Genomic DNA, 19,786 nt, shown 5'->3' on the forward strand with positions numbered 1-19,786 from the left:
CGCCGGACACACGTGAGGCCCGGGAGAACCCCGGGCCCCACCTGCACAGATCCCCAACGGCCTACCGCCCGTTGAACGCATCCTTCAACCGCGAGAACAGCCCCTGCTGACCGGGCTGACGGTGCCGCCCCGGAGGACGACCCCCGGACCCCCGGCCGGTACGCCTACCGCCCGTTGAACGCGTCCTTCAACCGCGAGAACAGCCCCTGCTGCCCCGGCTGGAACTGGCCCGTCGGGCGTTCCTCGCCGCGGAGCTTGGCCAGGCGGCGCAGCAGCTCCTCCTGCTCGGGGTCGAGCTTGGAGGGGGTCTGCACCTCGACGTGGACGATCAGATCGCCGCGGCCGTTGCCCCGCAGATGGGTCACACCGCGCTGGTGCAGCGGGATCGACTGGCCGGACTGCGTGCCGGGCCGGACATCGATCTCCTCCACCCCGTCCAGCGTCTCCAGCGGGCACTTCGTGCCCAGCGCCGCCGCCGTCATCGGGATGGTGACCGTGCAGTGCAGATCGTCGCCGCGCCGCTGGAAGACGGGGTGCGGCTGCTCGTGGATCTCGACGTAGAGGTCACCGGCGGGACCGCCACCGGGGCCGACCTCGCCCTCGCCCGCGAGCTGGATACGGGTGCCGTTGTCGACACCCGCCGGGATCTTGACGGTCAGCGTGCGGCGCGAGCGGATGCGGCCGTCACCGGCGCACTCCGGGCACGGCGTCGGCACGACCGTGCCGAAGCCCTGACACTGCGGGCACGGCCGCGACGTCATGACCTGACCGAGGAAGGACCGCGTGACCTGCGAGACCTCACCGCGACCGCGGCACATGTCACAGGTCTGCGCGGAGGTGCCGGGGGCCGCGCCCTCACCGGTGCACGTGGTGCACACGATGGCGGTGTCGACCTGGATCTCCTTGGTCGTCCCGAACGCCGCCTCGTCCAGCTCGACGTCGAGACGGATCATCGCGTCCTGGCCGCGCCGGGTCCGCGAGCGCGGTCCGCGCTGCGAGGAGGCACCGAAGAACGCGTCCATGATGTCGGAGAAGTTGCCGAAGCCGGCACCGAAGCCACCGGCTCCGCCGCCACCGCCGCCCGCCTGCGAGAGCGGGTCGCCGCCGAGGTCGTAGACCTGCTTCTTCTGCGGGTCCGACAGCACCTCGTAAGCGGCGTTGATCTCCTTGAACCGCTCCTGGGTCTTCGGATCCGGGTTCACATCCGGGTGCAGCTCGCGCGCCAGCCGCCGGAAAGCCTTCTTGATCTGGTCCTGCGAGGCGTCGCGGCCGACACCGAGGACCGTGTAATAGTCCGTGGCCACTTACGACTCCGCCAGGATCTGTCCGACGTAACGTGCCACTGCGCGTACCGCTCCCATCGTTCCGGGGTAGTCCATGCGGGTCGGTCCGACCACGCCGAGTTTGGCGACTGCCTCGTCGCCCGAACCGTAGCCGACCGCGACCACCGACGTGGACGCAAGTCCTTCATGGGCATTCTCATGCCCGATACGTACGGTCATGCCCGAGTCCTTGGCCTCCCCGAGCAGTTTGAGCAGCACCACGTGCTCCTCAAGAGCCTCCAGCACCGGCCGGATCGTCAGCGGGAAGTCGTGCCCGAAGCGGGTCAGATTGGCGGTACCGCCGATCACCAACCGCTCCTCGGTCTCCTCCACCAACGTCTCCAGCAGCACCGACAGCACCGTCGAGACCGTGCCGCGGTCCTCCTGCTCGAAGGAGTCCGGAAGATCCTGCACCAATTGCGGCACATCCGCGAACCGGCGCCCCACCACCCGGCTGTTGAGCCGGGCCCGCAGATCCGCCAACGACGCCTCGCCGAACGGCCCCTGGCAGTCGATCAACCGCTGCTCGACCCGTCCGGTGTCGGTGATCAGTACGAGCATCAGCCGCGCCGGGGCCAGCGCCAGCAGTTCGACGTGGCGGACGGTGGAGCGCGTCAGCGACGGGTACTGCACCACCGCGACCTGCCGGGTCAGCTGCGCGAGCAGCCGGACCGTACGGCCCACGACGTCGTCGAGGTCGACCGCGCCGTCCAGGAAGTTCTGGATCGCCCGGCGCTCGGGGCTGGAGAGCGGCTTGACGCCGGCGAGCTTGTCGACGAAGAGGCGGTAGCCCTTGTCGGTGGGGATCCGGCCCGCGCTGGTGTGCGGCTGGGCGATGAACCCCTCTTCCTCCAGGACCGCCATGTCGTTACGGACCGTGGCCGGGGAGACACCGAGCCGATGGCGCTCGGTCAGCGCCTTCGAACCGACGGGCTCCTCCGTGCCGACGTAGTCCTGGACGATGGCACGCAGCACCTCCAGCCTGCGTTCACTGAGCACCGCGCACACCTCCAGTCCCGCCGTCCTGCGGCTCCCTCGCCTGGCACTCCACCGGTCCGAGTGCCAGTACCGCTCCAGTGTACGGCCGGGGCGCACCGGCAGGGCAAGGGTCCCGCGTGCGACACCGGCCACGCCCCGTGATCCGCCGGGCGTCACCACCGCGCTACCGATAGCGTCTCGGCATGCGCACGACTTGGGAAGAGGCGGGGTGGGAGCGGCTCGGCGACGGCGTCGCCCGCCGCCGGATGCCGGGCTGGGACGAGACCGTGGGCGTCGTCGAGGGCAACGGCGGCGTGCTGCTCGTCGACACCGGCGCCACGCTCCGCGACGGCGTCGCCCTGCGGCTCGCCGTCCGCCGGGTGCTGGGCCGTGACGTCACCCACATCGCGCTGACCCATCCGCACTTCGACCACGTCCTGGGCACCGCCGCCTTCGCCGGGGTGCGGGTCTTCGCCGCCGCCGGAGCCGCCGCGCTGATGGCCCGCGGACAGGAGGCGCTGCGCGAGGACGCGGTGCGCCACGGCGCCGACCCGGACGCGGCCACCGAAGCCACCGACATCCTGGTGCTGCCGCACCACGGCGTACACGGCGAGCTGACCCTCGACCTCGGCGACCGGCAGGTGCTGCTCGCCGACGTCGGACCCGGCCACACCGCGCACGACCTCGCGGTGCTCGCCCCGGGGCGCGGCGCGGAGCCCGCAACCGTCTTCTGCGGCGACCTCGTCGAGGAGTCCGGCGCCCCGTCCGCCGGGCCCGACGCCCTCGGACGGCAGTGGCCCGCCGCCTTGGACCGGCTGCTGGCCCTGGGCGGCGAGGACGCGCGGTACGTCCCCGGGCACGGCGCCGTGGTGGACGCCGCGTTCGTCCGCGCCCAGCGGGACGCGCTCGCCGCCCGCTTCGGCGCCCCGCCCGTCTGAACCACCCCCGTACCCGCCCGCCCCGGCCCGACCCGTCACAGAACAGGCATCCCGACACCATGCAGAGCAAGCGGTACAGCGCCGACCTCACCCCGCCCTGGAAGAAGCAGCGGCCCGCGCCCGAGGTCGAGGCGGAGACGGATCTGGTGGTCGAGGAGGTGACCACGGGGTTCTGCGGGGCGGTGATCCGCTGCGAGAAGTCGGCGCAGGGGCCGACGGTCACCCTGGAGGACCGCTTCGGCAAGCACCGCGTCTTCCCCATGGAGCCGCGCGGCTTCCTGCTGGAGGGCGAGGTCGTCACGCTCGTACGGCCCCGGGGGCGTGCGGCGGCGAGCACTCCGGCGCGGACGGCGTCCGGCTCGCTGGCGGTGCCCGGCGCCCGCGCCCGGGTCGCCCGCGCGGGGCGGATCTACGTGGAAGGGCGGCACGACGCGGAGCTGGTCGAGCGGGTGTGGGGCGATGACCTGCGCATCGAGGGCGTCGTCGTGGAGTACCTGGAGGGCATCGACGATCTCCCGGAGATCGTCCGCGCCTTCTCCCCCGGACCCGACGCACGCCTGGGCGTCCTCGTCGACCATCTGGTACCCGGCTCGAAGGAGTCCCGGATCGCGGCGGAGGTGAGCGATCCGCACGTGTGCGTGGTGGGCCATCCGTACATCGACGTGTGGGAGGCGGTGAAGCCGTCGTCGGTGGGGATCGCCGCGTGGCCGGTGGTGCCGCGCGGCCAGGACTGGAAGACGGGCGTGTGCCGGGCGCTGGGCTGGCCGGAGAACACCGGCGCCGCCTGGCAGCGGATCCTGTCGGGCGTCCGCAGCTACAAGGACGTGGAACCGGCGCTGCTGGGCCGGGTCGAGGAACTGATCGACTTCGTCACGGTCGGCGGTGCTTCCTGAGAGGCGGGAGGGTGCGGAAATCCTTGGTGTCCAGCTCGATGCCGAGTGCTTCCAACGACACGGGAAGTCCGAATTTCGTGATCGCCTCGGCGTCGTAGTCGGCATCCGGGCCGCTGCCCGCCGGCTTGCTGAGCAGCATGCAGTGGGCCTCCATCGGGTCGATGATCAAGTAGTACGGGACCCCGCCCGCCGCGTAGAGCGCGCGCTTGTCGCCGTAGTCCCGGTCGACGCTGCTCCGGGACACGACCTCGACCAGCAGCGTCACCGCCTCCACAGGGGCCAGACGGCCGGGGCCCTCGAAGGCTCCGCGCTCCAGCACGACGAGGTCGGGCTGCGGCTCGCTGGACTCCTTGGGGATCGCGATGTCCTGAGTCTGCTTGCGATGCCACCTGGCCCGGGGAATCTGGTCCATCACCTCTTCGATGATGTCGTTGTGGACCCAGTCAGGCCCGGCCATCATCACAATGTCCCCCCACAGAAGTTCCGCCTTGAAACCCTCGGGAACCTCCAGGTTCGCGAAGATCTCGGCAACGTCGGTCACCGGTCGTTCATCCACAGCGGTCATCTCCGTGGCCCTCCACATCACGCCGCGTCTTTGCCGCAAGCGTAGGGAGAGCGGGACGGGGGCGCAGAGCGCCCGCAGCGGTTCACTCTTTCGGTAATCAGTCCACCAGATCCCGCACCACCGCGTCAGCCAGCAGGCGTCCGCGGAGTGTCAGGACGGCGCGGCCGGCCTCGTACGGGGCCGCTTCCAGGAGGCCGTCGGCGAGTGCGCGGGCGGCGGCGCGGGTGCCCGCGGGGGCGAGGAGGTCCAGGGGGCAGCCGTCGGCGAGGCGGAGTTCGAGGAGGATGCGTTCGACGCGGCGGTCCTCGTCGGCGAGGAGTTCGCGGCCGGCGCCCGGGGAGCGGCCCTCGGTCAGGGCCTGGGCGTAGGCGCCGGGGTGCTTGACGTTCCACCAGCGGACGCCGCCGACGTGGCTGTGGGCGCCGGGGCCCGCGCCCCACCAGTCGGCGCCGGTCCAGTACAGCTCGTTGTGCCGGCAGCGGGCGGCGTCGGTGGTGGCCCAGTTGGAGACCTCGTACCAGCGGAAACCGGCGGCGGCGAGGCGTTCGTCGGCGATGAGGTAGCGGTCGGCGTGCACATCGTCGTCGGTCATCGCCACCTCGCCGCGGCGGATGCGGCGGGCGAGCTGGGTGCCCTCCTCGACGATCAGGGCGTACGCGGAGACGTGGTCGGGCCCGGCGCCGAGGGCGGCGTCCAGGCTGGCGCGCCAGTCGTCGTCGCTCTCGCCCGGGGTGCCGTAGATCAGGTCGAGGTTGACGTGTGCGAACCCGGCGGCGCGGGCCTCGGCGACGCAGGCTTCGGGGCGGCCGGGGGTGTGGGTGCGGTCGAGGATCTTCAGGACGTGCGGGCGGGCGCTCTGCATGCCGAAGGAGATCCGGTTGAAGCCGCCCTCGCGCAGTCCGTCGAGATAGCGCGGGTCGACGGTCTCCGGGTTGGCCTCGGTGGTGATCTCGGCGTCCGGGGCGAGCCCGAACTCGTCGCGGATGGCGGCGAGCATCCGGCCGAGGTCGGCGGCGGGCAGCAGGGTCGGGGTGCCGCCGCCGACGAAGACCGTATCGACCTGCCGCGGGTCGTCGCCGAGCACCTTGCGGGCGAGCCGGATCTCCGAGACGAGGTGGTCGGCGTAGGTCTCCCGGGAGGCGAGGGCGCCGCCGGGGCCGCGCAGTTCGCTCGCGGTGTAGGTGTTGAAGTCGCAGTAGCCGCAGCGGGTCGCGCAGTACGGGACGTGCAGGTAGAAACCGAGCGGGCGGCCGGCGGCGCCGGTCAGCGCGGCGGCGGGCAGGGCCCCGTCCCCGGGCATCGGCTCCCCATCGGGCAGTGCGGAAGGCATGGGGACCATTGTCCGTCATCCGGGGAGGTTCCCGGGCCGGGCCGTTCCGCGGGCACCGGGCCGGGGGCGGCGGGCCGCGGGCACGTCACGGCGCGGGCGCGCGGGCGGGCCGCAGGGGGCGCTGCCGCTGGACCGCGTGTCCGGCGGCTCCCGCGCCCCGCAGCCGGTGCGCAGGGGACGCGGGCCCGTGCGGCCGAGGCCGGGCCGGGGCTCGTTCCGCGGCCGGGAGGGGCCGGGCGCCGGGCCCGTCAGCGGTCCGGTCCGGTCCGGTCCGCGCGCTCCCGCCCCGTCACGGCGCCGGGTCGTCCTCCTCCCGCTGTCCCTTCGGGAGGGCCTGGAGGACGAGGAGGGCGAGGTCGTCGTCGGGCGGGGTCGGGGAGAAGCCGTGGACGGCGCGGCGGATGTGTTCGGCCACATCGGTCGCGGGCAGGCCCGTGCAGGCGGCGAGAGTACGGGCCAGACCGTCGTCGTCATCGAACTGGTTGCGGCCCGAGCGGCGTTCGGTGACGCCGTCGGTGACGCAGAGCAGCGTCTCGCCGGGCGCGAGATCGAACACCTCGCTCTCGTACGTGGCGTCGCCGACCACGCCCAGCAGCATCTGCGGCGCGGCGACGACCCGGACCGTGCCGTCGGTGCCGAGCACCAGCGGCAGTGGGTGGCCGGCGCTGGCGAGGGTGCAGCGGACGCCGCCGGAGCCGTCCGGGTGCGGCACGATCTCGCCGTAGAGCAGGGACAGGAAGCGGGCCTGTTCGCCCTCGTCGCGCAGGCCGACGGAGGACTGCACACCGGCCTCGGCGGCGACGGCGGCGGCCACCGCGGCGACGGAGTCGGCGGCCTCGCGGGCCATGGTCTCGTTGAGCCGGTCCAGGACCGCGCCGACCCCGAAGCCGTCACGGGCCAGCAGCCGCAGCACCGGCCGGGCCAGACCGGTGACCGCCGCGGCCTCCGGGCCGCTGCCGCAGACGTCGCCGAGGGCGAAGCACCAGCGGCCGTCGCCCGCGTCGAAGAGGTCCCAGAAGTCGCCGCCCGCCCAGGCGCCGGCGCGCGGTTCGTAGACCACCGCGGAGGCGACGCCCGGGACCCGCGCCCGGCCGTGCGGCAGCAGCCGCCGCTGGAGGACCCGGCTGATCCGCTCCTGCCTGCTGTACGCGCGGGCCGTGGCGACGGCGCGGGCGACCCGGCGGCACAGGTCCTCGGAGAGGCCGACCGCCGCGTCCGGGAAGCGTGGCAGCCCGGCCCGGCCCAGCAGCACCGTGCCCAGCCGCAGACCGCCGCTGATCAGCGGACAGGCGAGGGCGGCGCCGGGGCTCGCCGCACCGTCCGCGGGCGGTTTTCCGGGACCGTCGGGCCCCGCAGCGGCGTCCGGATCGGGCGGCTCCTCGGGTACGCCGGTGCCGTCCGCGTCCCCGGGCGTACCGGTCTCGTCCGCGCCCTCCGGCCACGCCCAGGGGACGGCCGAGCCGTCGGTGGCGCGGGACCGCGAAGGCGCCCCCGGCGGCGGGGCCTTCTCCAGGGCCAGCCGCAGCGGGTCGATGAGGTGCTCGCGGGAGTGCCAGACGTGGGCGAGGCGCGGCGGTTCGTCGCCGCCGGGCGCGCCCGGCGCCGGGCCGCCCGCCTCGCCGTCGTAGAGCCAGACCGCACACCAGTCGGCGAGCCGGGGCACCGCGAGCTGGGCGGCGAGTGAGGCGATGCGGTCGGCGTCGAGCGGGCCGGAGAGCAGGTCGGACGCCTCGGCGAGGAAGGTCGGCGCGCCGTGCGTGAGCCAGTCGGCCGCCGCACCCGAGGGGTCGCCGTCCGGCGCGGCGTACCCGTAGGAGGTGTCGCTGTAGCTGCCCGCCCCGTAGGCGGCGTCGGCGTATCCGGCGGCGGGACGGGCGTCCGCCGGGGCCCCGGGATCCGGGCGGACGCCGCCGGGGTCCGCGGGCGCCGGGCGGTGGGCGTCCTCGGCTCCGGAGAGGGCCGGGCCGTCCGGGTGGCCCGCGCCGCGGTACGCCACCGGGGCGTCGTCCGGGGCGGTGCGGGCGGCCGGTACGTGGCCGGGCGTACGGTCGCCGGGGGCCGGGGCGGCGGTCGCCAGGCGGAACCAGACGGCTTTGGTGGCGCGGCCGTAGGTGATGCCCCAGGAGGCGGCGACCGCGCCGACCAGTTGCAGGCCGTGGCCCGCGCCGCCGGGCAGCTCACCGTGGTGCGGTCCGCACACCGGCCGGGTGGGGTGGCGGTCACAGACCTCGACGAGCAGCCCGCCGGGCCCGTCGGCGTCGAGCCGGCAGCGGATGTCCACGTCGGTGCCCGCGTGCACCACGGCGTTGGTCACCAACTCGCTGACCAGCAGCACCGCTTCGTCCGTCAGCCGGGCGTCCAGCAGTTCCGCGCCCGGTGGCCGGTGGGCGGCCCAGTCGGCGAGCGTGGCGCGGACGAAGCGGCGGGCGTCGGCCGCCGCCCGCGCCGTACCGGGCAGCGCGAGGGAACGGGCCGCCCCCGCCGTACCCGCCGCATCCGTGGCTTCGGCCTCCGCCGGTAACGCAGTCGTCGTCATCCCCGCACCTCCCGCGCGGCACGGCCGTCCGCCGCGTGCCGCACGGACAGGGTGACAGACCGAGCGCGGGGGACGACACCGTGTCATCGCCGAACGGCGCGCGGGCGGTGGGCGACCGGCCGGGAAGCGCAGGCTACGGGCGTGCGGGCGGATCCGTCACCGGACGGCCGAGGGGGCGCGCACCGCCCCGCCGCCCGCCCGTACGGGCGCCCTCACGCCTCCCGCGAGCCCGCGTACATCTCGTCCAGCAGGTCCTTGAAGGAGCGCTCGACGACCGGGCGCTTGACCTTGAGGCTGGGGGTGACCTCGCCGTGCTCGATGTCCAGGTCACGCGGGAGCAGGCGGAACTTGCGGATCTGCTGCCAGCGCTGGAGGTCTGCGTTGACCTGCTCCACGTAGCCGTCGATCAGATCGCGGGTCCGGGAGTCGGCGACGACCTCGGCGTACGGGCGGTCGGACATGCCGTGGTCGGCGGCCCAGGCGAGCAGCGTCGGCTCGTCGAGGGCGATGAGCGCGGTGCAGAAGTTCCGGTTCGCGCCGTGCACCAGGATGTTGGAGATGAACGGGCAGACCGCCTTGAAGCGGCCCTCGACCTCCGCCGGGGCGATGTACTTGCCGCCGGACGTCTTGATCAGGTCCTTCTTGCGGTCGGTGAGCCGCAGGTAGCCGTCGGCCGACAGCTCCCCGATGTCGCCGGTGTGGAACCATCCGTCGGATTCGAGGACCTCGGCGGTCTGCGCGTCCAGGCCGTGGTAGCCCTGCATGATGCCGGGGCCGCGCAGCAGGATCTCGCCGTCCTCGGCGATCCGCACCTCGGTACCGGGCAGCGGCTTGCCGACCGTGCCGGTGCGGTACGCCTCGCCCGGGTTGACGAAGCTGGCGGCGCTGGACTCCGTCAGGCCGTACCCCTCCAGGATGTGGATACCGGCGCCGGCGAAGAAGTAGCCGATCTCCGGGGCGAGGGCGGCGGAGCCGGAGACGGCGGCGCGCAGTCGGCCGCCGAACGCCGCGCGCAGCTTGGCGAAGACGAGGGTGTCGGCGACCTTGTGCTTGGCGGCGAGCGCGAAGGGGACGGAGGCGTTTCCGGTGCGCCGGAAGTTGTCCTGGGAGACCTTGGCGTACTCGCGGGCCACCTCCGCCGCCCACTGGAAGATCTTGTACTTGGCGGCGCCGCCCTCCCGCGCCTTGGCGGCGACGCCGTTGTAGACCTTCTCGAAGATGCGCGGGACGGCCGCCATGTAGGTCGGCCGGACCACCGGCAGATTCTCGATGATCTTGTCGACCCGGCCGTCCACGGCGATGACATGGCCGACCGAGATCTGCCCGGCGGTGAGCACCTTGCCGAAGACGTGGGCGAGCGGCAGCCAGAGGTACTGCACATCGTCCGCGGTGACCATGCCGGTGGCCTGGATCGCGCGGGCCATGTACGACCAGCAGTCGTGCGCCAGCCGGACGCCCTTGGGACGGCCGGTGGTGCCGGAGGTGTAGATGAGCGTGGCGAGCTGGTCGGCGCGGAGGGCGGCGACGCGTTCGGTGACACAGTCCGGGTGTGCCTCCAGGTAGGCGGCGCCCCGCTTCTCCAGATCGGCGAGGGAGAGCACCCAGCCCTCCGGGTCGCCCTCGTCCGGCCGGGCGTCGGCCTCCTCGATGACGACGACATGGGCCAGCTCGGGCAGGTCGGCGCGGCGCTCGCGGACCTTGGCGAGCTGGGCGGCGTCCTCCGCGATCAGCACCCGGCTGCCGGAGTCGGCCAGGATGTAGGCGGTCTCCTCGGCGTTGGTGCTCGGGTAGACGGTGGTGGTGGCGGCGCCGGAACAGAGCACGCCGAGGTCGGCGAGGATCCACTCGACGCGGGTCGCCGAAGCCAGCGCCACCCGCTCCTCGGGGCGGACCCCCAGCGCCATCAGACCGGCCGCCGTGGCGTACACCCGCTGCGCGGCCTCGTGCCAGGTGAGCGACTTCCAGTCATCGGGGCCCGAGCCCGAGGCGGGCGGGACGGGGTGGCGGAACGCCTCCGCGTCGGGCGTCGCCGCGACCCGCTCCAGGAAGAGGCTCGCCACCGAAGGCGGGCGGTTGTCGATCAGCGTGTGGGTGTCCGTCACGGCATCCTCCGGGGCCCGCTTCATTGCTGGTGACTCGCGAGTAACCTTTGAGCAGGGATCAGAGTAGGCCCCGTTCCGCCGCCATGTAAGGGTCTGCGGCCGACTGGTTCACGAAGTGATCCGTACGCCGTACGCGCAGATGCGCCCTCGCCGCATCCACGGCATTTCCCCCGCAAACCCGCCGTCCGGGACGTCCTCCCTCCCCCGGATACGCCGAAGGGCGCCGGCCTCGCGGGGCCGGCGCCCTGTCCGGTACGCGCCCGCACCCTTCCGGGAGGCGGGCGCGCAGCGCTGCTTCTTCGTGTCGCCGCTACTTCTTCTTGTCGCCGTCGGAGTCCGAGGAGAGCACCGCGATGAACGCCTCCTGCGGCACCTCCACGCTGCCGACCATCTTCATCCGCTTCTTGCCTTCCTTCTGCTTCTCCAGCAGCTTCCGCTTACGGGAGATGTCACCGCCGTAGCACTTGGCGAGGACGTCCTTGCGGATGGCGCGGACCGTCTCACGGGCGATGACCCGGCTGCCGATCGCCGCCTGGATCGGCACCTCGAAGCCCTGCCGCGGGATCAGCTCCCGCAGCTTGCCGACGAGCCGGACGCCGTACGCGTACGCCTTGTCCTTGTGGCAGATGGCGGAGAACGCGTCGACCTTGTCGCCGTGCAGCAGGATGTCGACCTTGACGAGGTCGGCGACCTGCTCGCCGGTGGGCTCGTAGTCCAGCGAGGCGTAGCCGCGGGTCTTGGACTTGAGCTGGTCGAAGAAGTCGAAGACGACCTCGGCGAGCGGGAGGGTGTAGCGGATCTCGACGCGGTCCTCGGAGAGGTAGTCCATGCCGAGGAGGGTGCCGCGCCGGGTCTGGCACAGCTCCATGATCGCGCCGATGAACTCGCTGGGCGCCAGGATCGTGGCCCGTACGACCGGCTCGTGGACCTTGTCGATCTTTCCGGTGGGGAACTCGCTCGGGTTGGTGACCTCGTGGTGCGCGCCGTCCTCCATGTCGACCTGGTAGACGACGTTGGGGGCGGTGGCGATCAGCGCCAGGTTGAACTCGCGCTCCAGGCGCTCGCGGATGACCTCCAGGTGCAGCAGGCCCAGGAAGCCGACGCGGAAGCCGAAGCCGAGCGCCGCGGAGGTCTCCGGCTCGTAGACCAGCGCCGCGTCGTTGAGCTGGAGCTTGTCCAGCGCCTCGCGCAGCTCCGGGTAGTCCGAGCCGTCGAGCGGGTACAGGCCCGAGAACACCATCGGCTTGGGGTCCTTGTAGCCGCCCAGCGCCTCGGTCGCACCGTTGTTGAGCTGGGTGATCGTGTCACCGACCTTGGACTGCCGGACGTCCTTCACCCCGGTGATCAGGTAGCCCACCTCGCCCACGGACAGGCCGTCGGCGGCCGTCATCTCCGGCGAGTTGGTGCCGATCTCCAGCAGTTCGTGGGCGGCGCCGGTGGACATCATCCGGATGCGCTCACGCTTGGTGAGGGTGCCGTCGACGACCTTCACGTACGTCACGACGCCGCGGTAGGCGTCGTAGACCGAGTCGAAGATCATCGCGCGGGCGGGGGCGTCCTTGACGCCGACCGGCGCGGGCACGTCGCGGACCACGCGGTCCAGCAGCTCGGGCACGCCGACGCCGGTCTTGGCGGAGACCCGCAGCACGTCCTCCGGCTCGCAGCCGACGAGGTTCGCCAGCTCGGCGGCGAACTTCTCGGGCTGGGCCGCGGGCAGGTCGATCTTGTTGAGAACGGGGATGATCGTGAGGTCGTTCTCCATCGCCAGGTAGAGGTTGGCGAGGGTCTGCGCCTCGATCCCCTGGGCTGCGTCGACGAGGAGGATGCAGCCCTCGCACGCGGCGAGCGAGCGGGAGACCTCGTAGGTGAAGTCGACGTGGCCCGGGGTGTCGATCATGTTGAGGATGTGGTGGGTACCGCTCCCCTCCTCACCCTCGGACGGCGACCACGGGAGCCGCACCGCCTGGGACTTGATCGTGATGCCGCGCTCGCGCTCGATGTCCATGCGGTCGAGGTACTGCGCGCGCATCTGCCGCTGGTCGACGACACCGGTGATCTGGAGCATCCGGTCGGCGAGCGTCGACTTGCCGTGGTCGATGTGCGCGATGATGCAGAAGTTACGGAGGAGGGCCGGATCGGTACGGCTCGGCTCCGGCACGTTCGTAGAGGTCGCGGGCACGCAGGGTCCATTCAAGGCGGGTAGGCGGAACAGGGTGCGTCCGGCGGACCCGCCATGATCCGCAAGACCACCCTCGGGTGTGACGTCCTCCCCATGGTCCCATGAGCGGCGCCCCGGCCCGTTCCGGGCGCTCCACCACCGCCCCGGACACGGTCCGTACGGGCGGAAACGGCCTGGATTGGGTGGCCGAGGAGCCGGCTGGTAGCCTGGTCCACTGCGCTTCGCGCCCTCTCAGTGCGTGGCGCAACTCGAAACTCCAACGAACCTGAAAAGGCTCTTTCGTGGCGAACATCAAGTCCCAGATGAAGCGGATCAAGACCAACGAGAAGGCTCGTCAGCGCAACAAGGCTGTCAAGTCCACTCTGAAGACCGCGATCCGTCGCACCCGCGAGGCCGTCGAGGCCGGTGACCTCCAGAAGGCCACCACCGCCCAGGCCGAGGCTGCCAAGAAGCTCGACAAGGCCGTCAGCAAGGGTGTCATCCACAAGAACGCCGCCGCCAACAAGAAGTCGGCGCTGGCCAAGAAGGTCGCCGGCCTCAAGGGCTGAACGACCTCCGTCGGACGGTCCGCCGTCTGATTCTCTTTGCACCACCCCGCCGTCGGGGACCCAGCGGCCCCTCTCTCCGCTCCTCGCCGGTGCACCACCGCGCCGCACACGGCCTGCGTTCGCCACGCGGGTGCGGCGCCCCCGACCCTCCGGCTCTCCGCCGGATACGTCGGCACATCACGCATACGGAAAGCCCCGCCTTCGCCCTTCCCCAGGGCGGGCGGGGTTTTTCGTTGGGGGCGTGGGGTGGGGCGCAGGCGGGGCGCGAGCGGTTGCATGCTGCGGCGCGTGGGGTCGCGGCCTTACATGGTTCGGGGGCGGAGCGTCGGGGTGGGCCGGTTGAACGGCTGGAGGCGGCCAGGGGCTGGGCCGGGGCGGGTCGGCGTATGGGCGTGGGGCCGGGCTCGGGGTGAGTGCTGGGCCAGGCGCGGGCTACGGGACGGGGGCAGGCCGGGGCCCGAGCCGGCCAAGGGGTGAGGGCGGTCCGAGGGGGTACCGGGGCCGGCGCGGCCGGTCGGTGTGAGGCCGGAGCCGGGCTTTCGGGCACGGGTGGCCGGGCGGGGGCGCGGGAGAGCCGCGGGCGTGAGAGGGCCCGGGTCGGCCAAAGCGTGAGGTACGGGCCCGGTCGGCCATGGGCAAGGGGTGAGATACGGGCCCGCCGGGCGCAGGGCCCGGGGTGAGCGCTGAGCCGGGCGGGGCACGGGTGGCTGGGTGCCGGGCTCTTTACGCGCGGCCGGCCGGGCGGGGGCGCGGCCGGCCAGGCGGGGGCGCGGGAGAGCCGCGGGCGTGAGGGCCCGGGTCGGCCAAAGCGTGAGGTACGGGCCCGGTCGGCCATGGGCAAGGGGTGAGATACGGGCCCGCCGGGCGCAGGGCCCGAGGTGAGCGCTGAGCCGGGCAGGGCACGGGTGGCTGGGTGCCGGGCTCTTTACGCGCGGCCGGCCGGGCGGGGGCGCGGGAGGGCTGCGGGCGTGAGAGGGCCCGGGTCGGCCAAGGGCAAGGGTGAAGTGCGGGCCCGCCGCGGGCCGGGCCCGGGGGAGGCCGGCCGGTGGCGCCGGGGTCGGGTACGGGCTGGAGACCTGGGCGGGGCGTGGGGCGGTCAGCGGGAGCGGGCCGCGCGGGCGACGGCCACCACGGCCTTTTCCAGGGCGTAGGCGGGGTCGCCGCCGCCGCCCTTGACGCCCGCGTCGGCGGTGGCCACCGCGCGGAGCGCCGTCGCCACGCCATCCGCCGACCAGCCGCGCATCTGCTGCCGTACGCGGTCGATCTTCCACGGCGGCATGCCCAGGTCACGGGCGAGATCGCCGGGGCGGGCGCCGCGCGGGGCGGAGGCCAGCTTGCCGATGGCGCGGACGCCCTGGGCCAGCGCGCTGGTGATCATGACGGGGGCGACACCGGTCGCGAGCGACCAGCGCAGCGCCTCCAGCGCCTCGGCGGCCCGGCCCTCGACCGCCCGGTCGGCGACGGTGAAGCTCGACGCCTCGGCGCGGCCGGTGTAGTACCGCGCGACGACCGCCTCGTCGATGGTGCCCTCGATGTCGGCGGCCAGCTGCGAACAGGCCGACGCCAGCTCCCGCAGATCGCTGCCGATCGCGTCCACCAGCGACTGGCACGCCTCGGGCGTCGCGGAGCGCCCCGCGGACCGGAACTCGCCCCGCACGAACGACAGCCGGTCGGCGGGCTTCGTCATCTTCGGGCACGCCACCTCGCGCGCCCCCGCCTTCCGGGCGGCGTCCAGCAGCCCCTTGCCCTTGGCCCCGCCCGCGTGCAGCAGGACGAGCGTGATCTCCTCGGCGGGCGCCGTGAGATACCCCTTCACGTCCTTGACGGAATCCGCCGACAGGTCCTGGGAGTTGCGCACCACCACGACCTTGCGCTCCGCGAAGAGCGACGGGCTGGTCAGCTCGGCGAGCGTGCCGGGCTGGAGCTGATCGGAGGTGAGGTCCCGCACATCGGTGTCCGCGTCGGCGCTGCGGGCGGCCGCCACCACCTGCTGCACCGCGCGGTCCAGCAGCAGTTCCTCCTGGCCCACCGCGAGCGTCACGGGGGCGAGCGGATCGTCGTTTGCACTCTTCCTGGCCATCGCGTTCCAGCATCCCACGCCCCACTGACACCGCCGCCCGCGCGCTCGGCGTACCGGTCCGCTGACCGACAATGGCCGGGTGAGCGATGCACGACACGTACTGGTACTGCCCGACCGCGACGCCGCCGAGGAGGTGGCCGAGGCCCTCGGCGAACGCTTCGGTGTCCGCGAGGAGCCCCAACTCGTCCGGGACGCGCTGGCCGGGGAGGACGACGCCGAGGACGCCCAGTGGCTGGTGGTCGTCGAGGACCCGGACGGCCGCTACGACGCCCGGCAACTGGACGCCTTCGCCGCCGAACACGAAGGGTGGCGCGAGGCGGAGTAACGGTTCCCGGGAGGCCGGAGGGTATGCCGTCCGCGGGCCTGGGGCGGGGGCTGGTTGGTCCCGGTGGACGGCGGGCGGTGGACGGCGGGCGGTCCCGGAGGTTCGGCAGAGCGGCCGGGTGATCGCGCGGAGCCGGTTCCGGGGGCAGCCGGTTCCGGAGCCGTCCGAAGCGGGGGGATGCCGAAACGGTGCCGCGGGACGACGCCCGGTTCGCCTTCGGCGGCTCGCGCTCCTTCCGGGCCCGTCGGGACCGGCCCGGTGGGCGTGCGGCTGACGGGGATGACGCGTCCGGGACCGTACGGCCACGGGCGCGGGAGTCGCGGCCGGGCCGGTGCGGAGGAGGCCCGGGGCCGTCGGGAGAGGCCGCGGAGCGGGCGGGGACGGAACCGGTCGCGGAGCCGACGAGCGGTGCGGGGACGGCGGGCGCCCCGGGCCGGGTGAAGGACGCGCGCCCGGCGGGAGCCGCCCTCCGTACGCACGCGGCGGCCTCCCCTGCGGCGGCCTCCTGCGGTCACCGACAGGCGGGCGTGAGTGCCGAGGACGGCCAGCGCGCCCCCGGTGTCGGTACGCAGGACCGTGGCACCACCGTGCCGCAACGCCTCGACCGTGCGCGGTGCCGGGTGGCCGTACGGGTTGTCCGCGCCGACCGAGATGAGCGCGAGCCGTGGTGCCAGACGGTGCAGAAGAGCCGGGTCCTGATGCGCGGAGCCGTGGTGGGCGACCTTGAGGACGTCCACGGCGGGCAGCTCCGGGTGGGCGTCCAACATGGCCTGCTGAGCGGGGGGTTCGAGGTCGCCCAGGAGCATCAGGGTCATGTCGCCGCTGCGGACGAGCAGCGTCACGCTGGCGTCGTTCGGGTCCGACGCGCTCCCCGTGCCGTCCGCCGGCGGCCACAGGACCTCCCAGCTCAACTGCCCCAGGCGACGCCGCTCGCCCGGTGCCGCCTCGGCCACCGGGACGCCCGCACCGGCCGCCGTGCGCCGTACGAACTCCGCCTGTCCGGGCGGCTCCCGGAGCGTGGTCGTCTCGATCAGGCCGACCGACCTGCCGTGGAGCACGCCCGGTAATCCGTCGACGTGGTCGGCGTGGAAGTGGCTCAGCACCACCACGGGCACCCGCCACACCCCGAGCGACGTGAGGCAGCGGTCCATCGCACGGGGCTCCGGTCCCGCGTCCACCACCAGCGCGGTGCCGTCGCCCGCCGCCAGGACCAGGCCGTCGCCCTGCCCGACGTCGCAGGCCACCATCCGCCACTCCGGCGGCGGCCAACCCGTCAGCACCCGGGCCAGCGGTACCGGCCGCCACACCACCAGGGCCAGCGCCACCGCGCACAGGGCGCACAGCCAGCGGCGGCGCAGCACCCGCCGACCGAGCGGTACGAGGAGAGCGGTGACGGCGGCGAGCGCGAGCCCGCCCGCCCAGCCGCCCGGCCAGCGGAACTCGGCGCCCGGCAGTGACGCCCCCGTACGCGCCACCCAGGCGATCCAGCCGGCGGGCCACCCCGCGCACCACGCCAACGCCCCGGCGGCGGGCGGCAGTACGGGCGCCACGGCGAGCGCCGCGTACCCGAGGACCGTCGCCGGGGCGACGGCCAGCTCCGCGAGGAGGTTGCAGGGCACCGCCAGCAGGCCGACCCGGGCGGCGAGGACCGCGACGACCGGGGCGCAGACCGCCTGGGCGGCGGCAGCGGCGGCGATCACCTCGGCGAGGCGCGGCGGCACCCGGCGTCCGCGCAGGGCGGCGCTCCAGCGGGGCGCGAGCAGCAGGAGCGCACCGGTGGCCAGGACCGACAGCAGGAACCCGTAGCTGCGGGCCAGCCACGGGTCGTAGAGCACCAGCAGCAACACCGCCGCACCCAGGGCGGGCAGCAGGGAGCGGCGCCGCCCCGTACCGATCGCCACCAGGGTGATCAGGCCGCAGGTCGCGGCCCGCAGCACGCTGGGGTCCGGCCGGCACACGAGGACGAAGGCGAGCGCGAGGGCACCCCCGGTGAGGGCGGTGGCCCGCAACGACAGACCCAGGCGCGGGGCCAGGCCTCGGCGTTCGGCCCGGGACGCGAGGTGCGGCGGGCCGATCAGCAACGCCAGCACGATGGTGAGGTTGCTGCCGGAGACGGCGAGCAGATGGGTGAGGTCGGTTGCCCGGAACGCGTCCTCGAGGTCGGGCGGCACCCGTGAGGTGTCCCCGACCACCAGTCCGGGCAGCAGCGCGCGGGCGTCGGGCGGCAGGCCGTCGCAGGCGTCGCGGAGCCCGGTCCGCAGGCTGCCGGCCAGGCGCTGGAGCCCGGACGGCTCGCCCGTGACCTGCGGCGGACCGTCCGCGGTGACCCGGAGGACGGCGGCGATCCGGTCGTCGGGCGGCATCGGCGGGGCGGCGCGGACCGGCACCCGGACGCGGGTGGTCGGCAGCAGTGCCCGCCATCTGCCGAGGTCCTCGCCGCCTGCGGCCCGATCCGGCGCCCCCGTGCCCGCCTGCCCCGCCCCCACACCTGTGGCCTGGGGATTCGCGCCGGGTTCCGGGGTCCTCTCGCCCTCGTCGTCCCGGCCCGCCACGACGACGAGGGCGGGGGTACGGAGCGCGGTCACCGTGCCGTCCGGGGCGGTGAGGCGCACCACGTCCGCGGTGAACACCGAGGACGGCGGCAACCGGTGTGATCCGCGGATCTTCGGGCGGACCGTCCGCGGGTCCCCGGTCACCTCCACCTCGGCGATGAGCCGGGCGTGCCGCGCGGCCCAGGAAGGCAGCGGTCCCCGCCGGGCGTCCGCCGCGTGCAGCGCGGCGGACGCCGCACCCGCTGCCGCGCAGAGCAGCACCGTCGCCACGGCCACCCACGCTCCGGCGGACCGCGCGTACGGCCCGGGTCCCCCGGCGCGCGACCCGTCCGCCGGCTCCGGGCCCGCCGCCACCCGGCGGCGCCTCGCCGCCCACAGGGCCGTTACGGCGAGGGCGATCGCGGCGGCGCAGCCCGTCGTCACCACCCCCGCCGGGGCGCCCAGGGCGAGCGCCGCCGCACCCCACGCCGCCAGCGCCGGGGCCACCAGGCGCAGATCGGCCGGGCCCTCCTGACGCGGTCGTGCGGTGGTGTGCGGGGCGGCCGACAGGCGCACGGCCGTGCGTCCGGTGCTCATGGCTGCACCAAGGGACGGAGGTCGGCGAACTTGCGGTCACCGATGCCGGTCACCTCGCGGAGCTGGTTCACCGAGGTGAACCCGCCGTGCCGGGTGCGGAATTCGACGATGTGCCGCGCCAGTACGGGGCCGACGCCGGGCAGGGTGTCGAGTTGCTCCACGGTCGCCGCGTTGAGGCTGACCGGCTGCCCCGGCGCGGCGGCGCCCGGCCCGCCGGGGCCTCCCGAGGCGCCGGACGACGCCGCGCCGGGCGGCCCGTTCGCACCCCCTCCCGGGCCCGTCCCGCCGACGGGCCCGCCGACGACGATCTGTTCCCCGTCGGCCAGCACCCGGGCTCGGTTCAGCCCTTGGGTGCTCGCCCCGCGCAGCACCCCACCGGCCGCGGCGAGCGCGTCCATCACCCGCGCCCCCACCGGTAACCGCCGCACCCCGGGGTGCGCGACCTTGCCCACCACGTCGACCACCAGCTGCCGGCCCGCGCCGCCGCCCGTCGCCGCACCGGGTACGGAGGCCGTCCCCGAAGGCTCCGGCCGCCGCGCTGCCGCCGCCCCCGGCACCGCCCGCTCCGCCGCCGGGGCCCGCACCTGCTCCGGCCCGCCCGACCAGAAGTGCTGCACGGCGAACACGAGCGCCACCACCAGCACCAGCCCCAACGCCGCCAGCGCCCTCGGCTCCGTCCCGCACCGCGCCTGCACCCACACCGGCACCCGCTCCCCCACCACGAGCCGCACCCGCTCCCGGACGCCGAGCCCGGGGGGACGGGGATCGCCGCCGTACCGCGTGGGGGCGAGGGCGGCGGTGTGCCCGTCGTCGGACTCACGGCCGGGGGCGGGAGCTACGCCGGGGCCAGGCCCGGGGGCCG

At 74.3% G+C, this 19,786-nt stretch carries 13 protein-coding genes and 1 pseudogene; 4 read left to right on the forward strand and 10 right to left on the reverse strand.

Going from position 1 to position 19,786, the window contains the following annotated elements; all coding sequences use genetic code 11:
* Window positions 1–164: 164 nt before the first annotated feature.
* Entirely contained in the window at window positions 165–1,304 is a 1,140-nt protein-coding gene (gene dnaJ, locus ACZ4M8_RS03325; RefSeq protein WP_391643679.1) for a molecular chaperone DnaJ, read from the reverse strand.
* On the reverse strand, window positions 1,305–2,321 hold the full coding sequence (gene hrcA / locus ACZ4M8_RS03330) for a heat-inducible transcriptional repressor HrcA (RefSeq protein ID WP_030283805.1): 1,017 nt from the start codon (window positions 2,319–2,321) through the stop codon (window positions 1,305–1,307).
* Between the two features lie 182 nt (window positions 2,322–2,503).
* Between hrcA and ACZ4M8_RS03335 the strand changes: the two genes are divergently transcribed.
* Both ACZ4M8_RS03335 and ACZ4M8_RS03340 read left to right on the forward strand, forming a co-directional pair.
* Window positions 2,504–3,238, forward strand: coding sequence for an MBL fold metallo-hydrolase (locus ACZ4M8_RS03335; protein ID WP_467602949.1), 735 nt, complete (start codon window positions 2,504–2,506; stop codon window positions 3,236–3,238).
* 59 nt (window positions 3,239–3,297) lie between these two features.
* Entirely contained in the window at window positions 3,298–4,131 is an 834-nt protein-coding gene (locus ACZ4M8_RS03340) for a DUF3097 domain-containing protein (RefSeq protein ID WP_467602950.1), read from the forward strand.
* Here ACZ4M8_RS03340 and ACZ4M8_RS03345 read toward each other — a convergent pair.
* From ACZ4M8_RS03345 to lepA, 5 genes are all read right to left on the reverse strand, one after another.
* On the reverse strand, window positions 4,109–4,714 hold the full coding sequence (locus tag ACZ4M8_RS03345) for a Uma2 family endonuclease (protein ID WP_467603458.1): 606 nt from the start codon (window positions 4,712–4,714) through the stop codon (window positions 4,109–4,111). The genes ACZ4M8_RS03340 and ACZ4M8_RS03345 overlap by 23 nt on opposite strands.
* Before the next feature lie 79 nt (window positions 4,715–4,793).
* Window positions 4,794–6,026, reverse strand: a complete 1,233-nt coding sequence (gene hemW / locus ACZ4M8_RS03350; RefSeq protein ID WP_467602951.1) for a radical SAM family heme chaperone HemW — start codon at window positions 6,024–6,026, stop codon at window positions 4,794–4,796.
* Between the two features lie 289 nt (window positions 6,027–6,315).
* Window positions 6,316–8,562: a SpoIIE family protein phosphatase gene (locus ACZ4M8_RS03355; protein WP_467602953.1), complete on the reverse strand. Its 2,247-nt coding sequence runs from the start codon at window positions 8,560–8,562 to the stop codon at window positions 6,316–6,318.
* 212 nt (window positions 8,563–8,774) lie between these two features.
* Complete coding sequence (locus ACZ4M8_RS03360) at window positions 8,775–10,664, reverse strand: AMP-dependent synthetase/ligase (protein WP_467602954.1); 1,890 nt, start codon at window positions 10,662–10,664, stop codon at window positions 8,775–8,777.
* A gap of 310 nt (window positions 10,665–10,974) precedes the next feature.
* Complete coding sequence (gene lepA / locus ACZ4M8_RS03365; protein WP_345084007.1) at window positions 10,975–12,843, reverse strand: translation elongation factor 4; 1,869 nt, start codon at window positions 12,841–12,843, stop codon at window positions 10,975–10,977.
* Window positions 12,844–13,124: 281 nt separating this feature from the next.
* Here lepA and rpsT point away from each other — a divergent pair, with 281 nt between their 5' ends.
* Window positions 13,125–13,391 (forward strand): 30S ribosomal protein S20, encoded by a 267-nt coding sequence (gene rpsT / locus ACZ4M8_RS03370; RefSeq protein WP_030283819.1) that lies wholly within the window; start codon window positions 13,125–13,127, stop codon window positions 13,389–13,391.
* A 1,096-nt stretch (window positions 13,392–14,487) separates the two neighbouring features.
* Here rpsT and holA read toward each other — a convergent pair.
* Entirely contained in the window at window positions 14,488–15,471 is a 984-nt protein-coding gene (holA, locus tag ACZ4M8_RS03375) for a DNA polymerase III subunit delta (RefSeq protein ID WP_467602956.1), read from the reverse strand.
* Window positions 15,472–15,550: 79 nt separating this feature from the next.
* Here holA and ACZ4M8_RS03380 point away from each other — a divergent pair, with 79 nt between their 5' ends.
* On the forward strand, window positions 15,551–15,796 hold the full coding sequence (locus tag ACZ4M8_RS03380; protein ID WP_467602958.1) for a hypothetical protein: 246 nt from the start codon (window positions 15,551–15,553) through the stop codon (window positions 15,794–15,796).
* A gap of 503 nt (window positions 15,797–16,299) precedes the next feature.
* Here the strand turns inward: ACZ4M8_RS03380 and ACZ4M8_RS03385 are convergent.
* Window positions 16,300–18,924 (reverse strand): annotated as a pseudogene (locus tag ACZ4M8_RS03385) (ComEC/Rec2 family competence protein); the annotation flags it as partial.
* A complete protein-coding gene (locus ACZ4M8_RS03390) occupies window positions 18,921–19,655 on the reverse strand; it encodes a ComEA family DNA-binding protein (protein WP_467602959.1) in 735 nt (244 codons plus the stop codon). The gene ACZ4M8_RS03390 and the pseudogene ACZ4M8_RS03385, both read right to left, overlap by 4 nt.
* Window positions 19,656–19,786 lie beyond the last annotated feature (131 nt).

The organism is Streptomyces sp. NPDC027185, assembly GCF_055567035.1.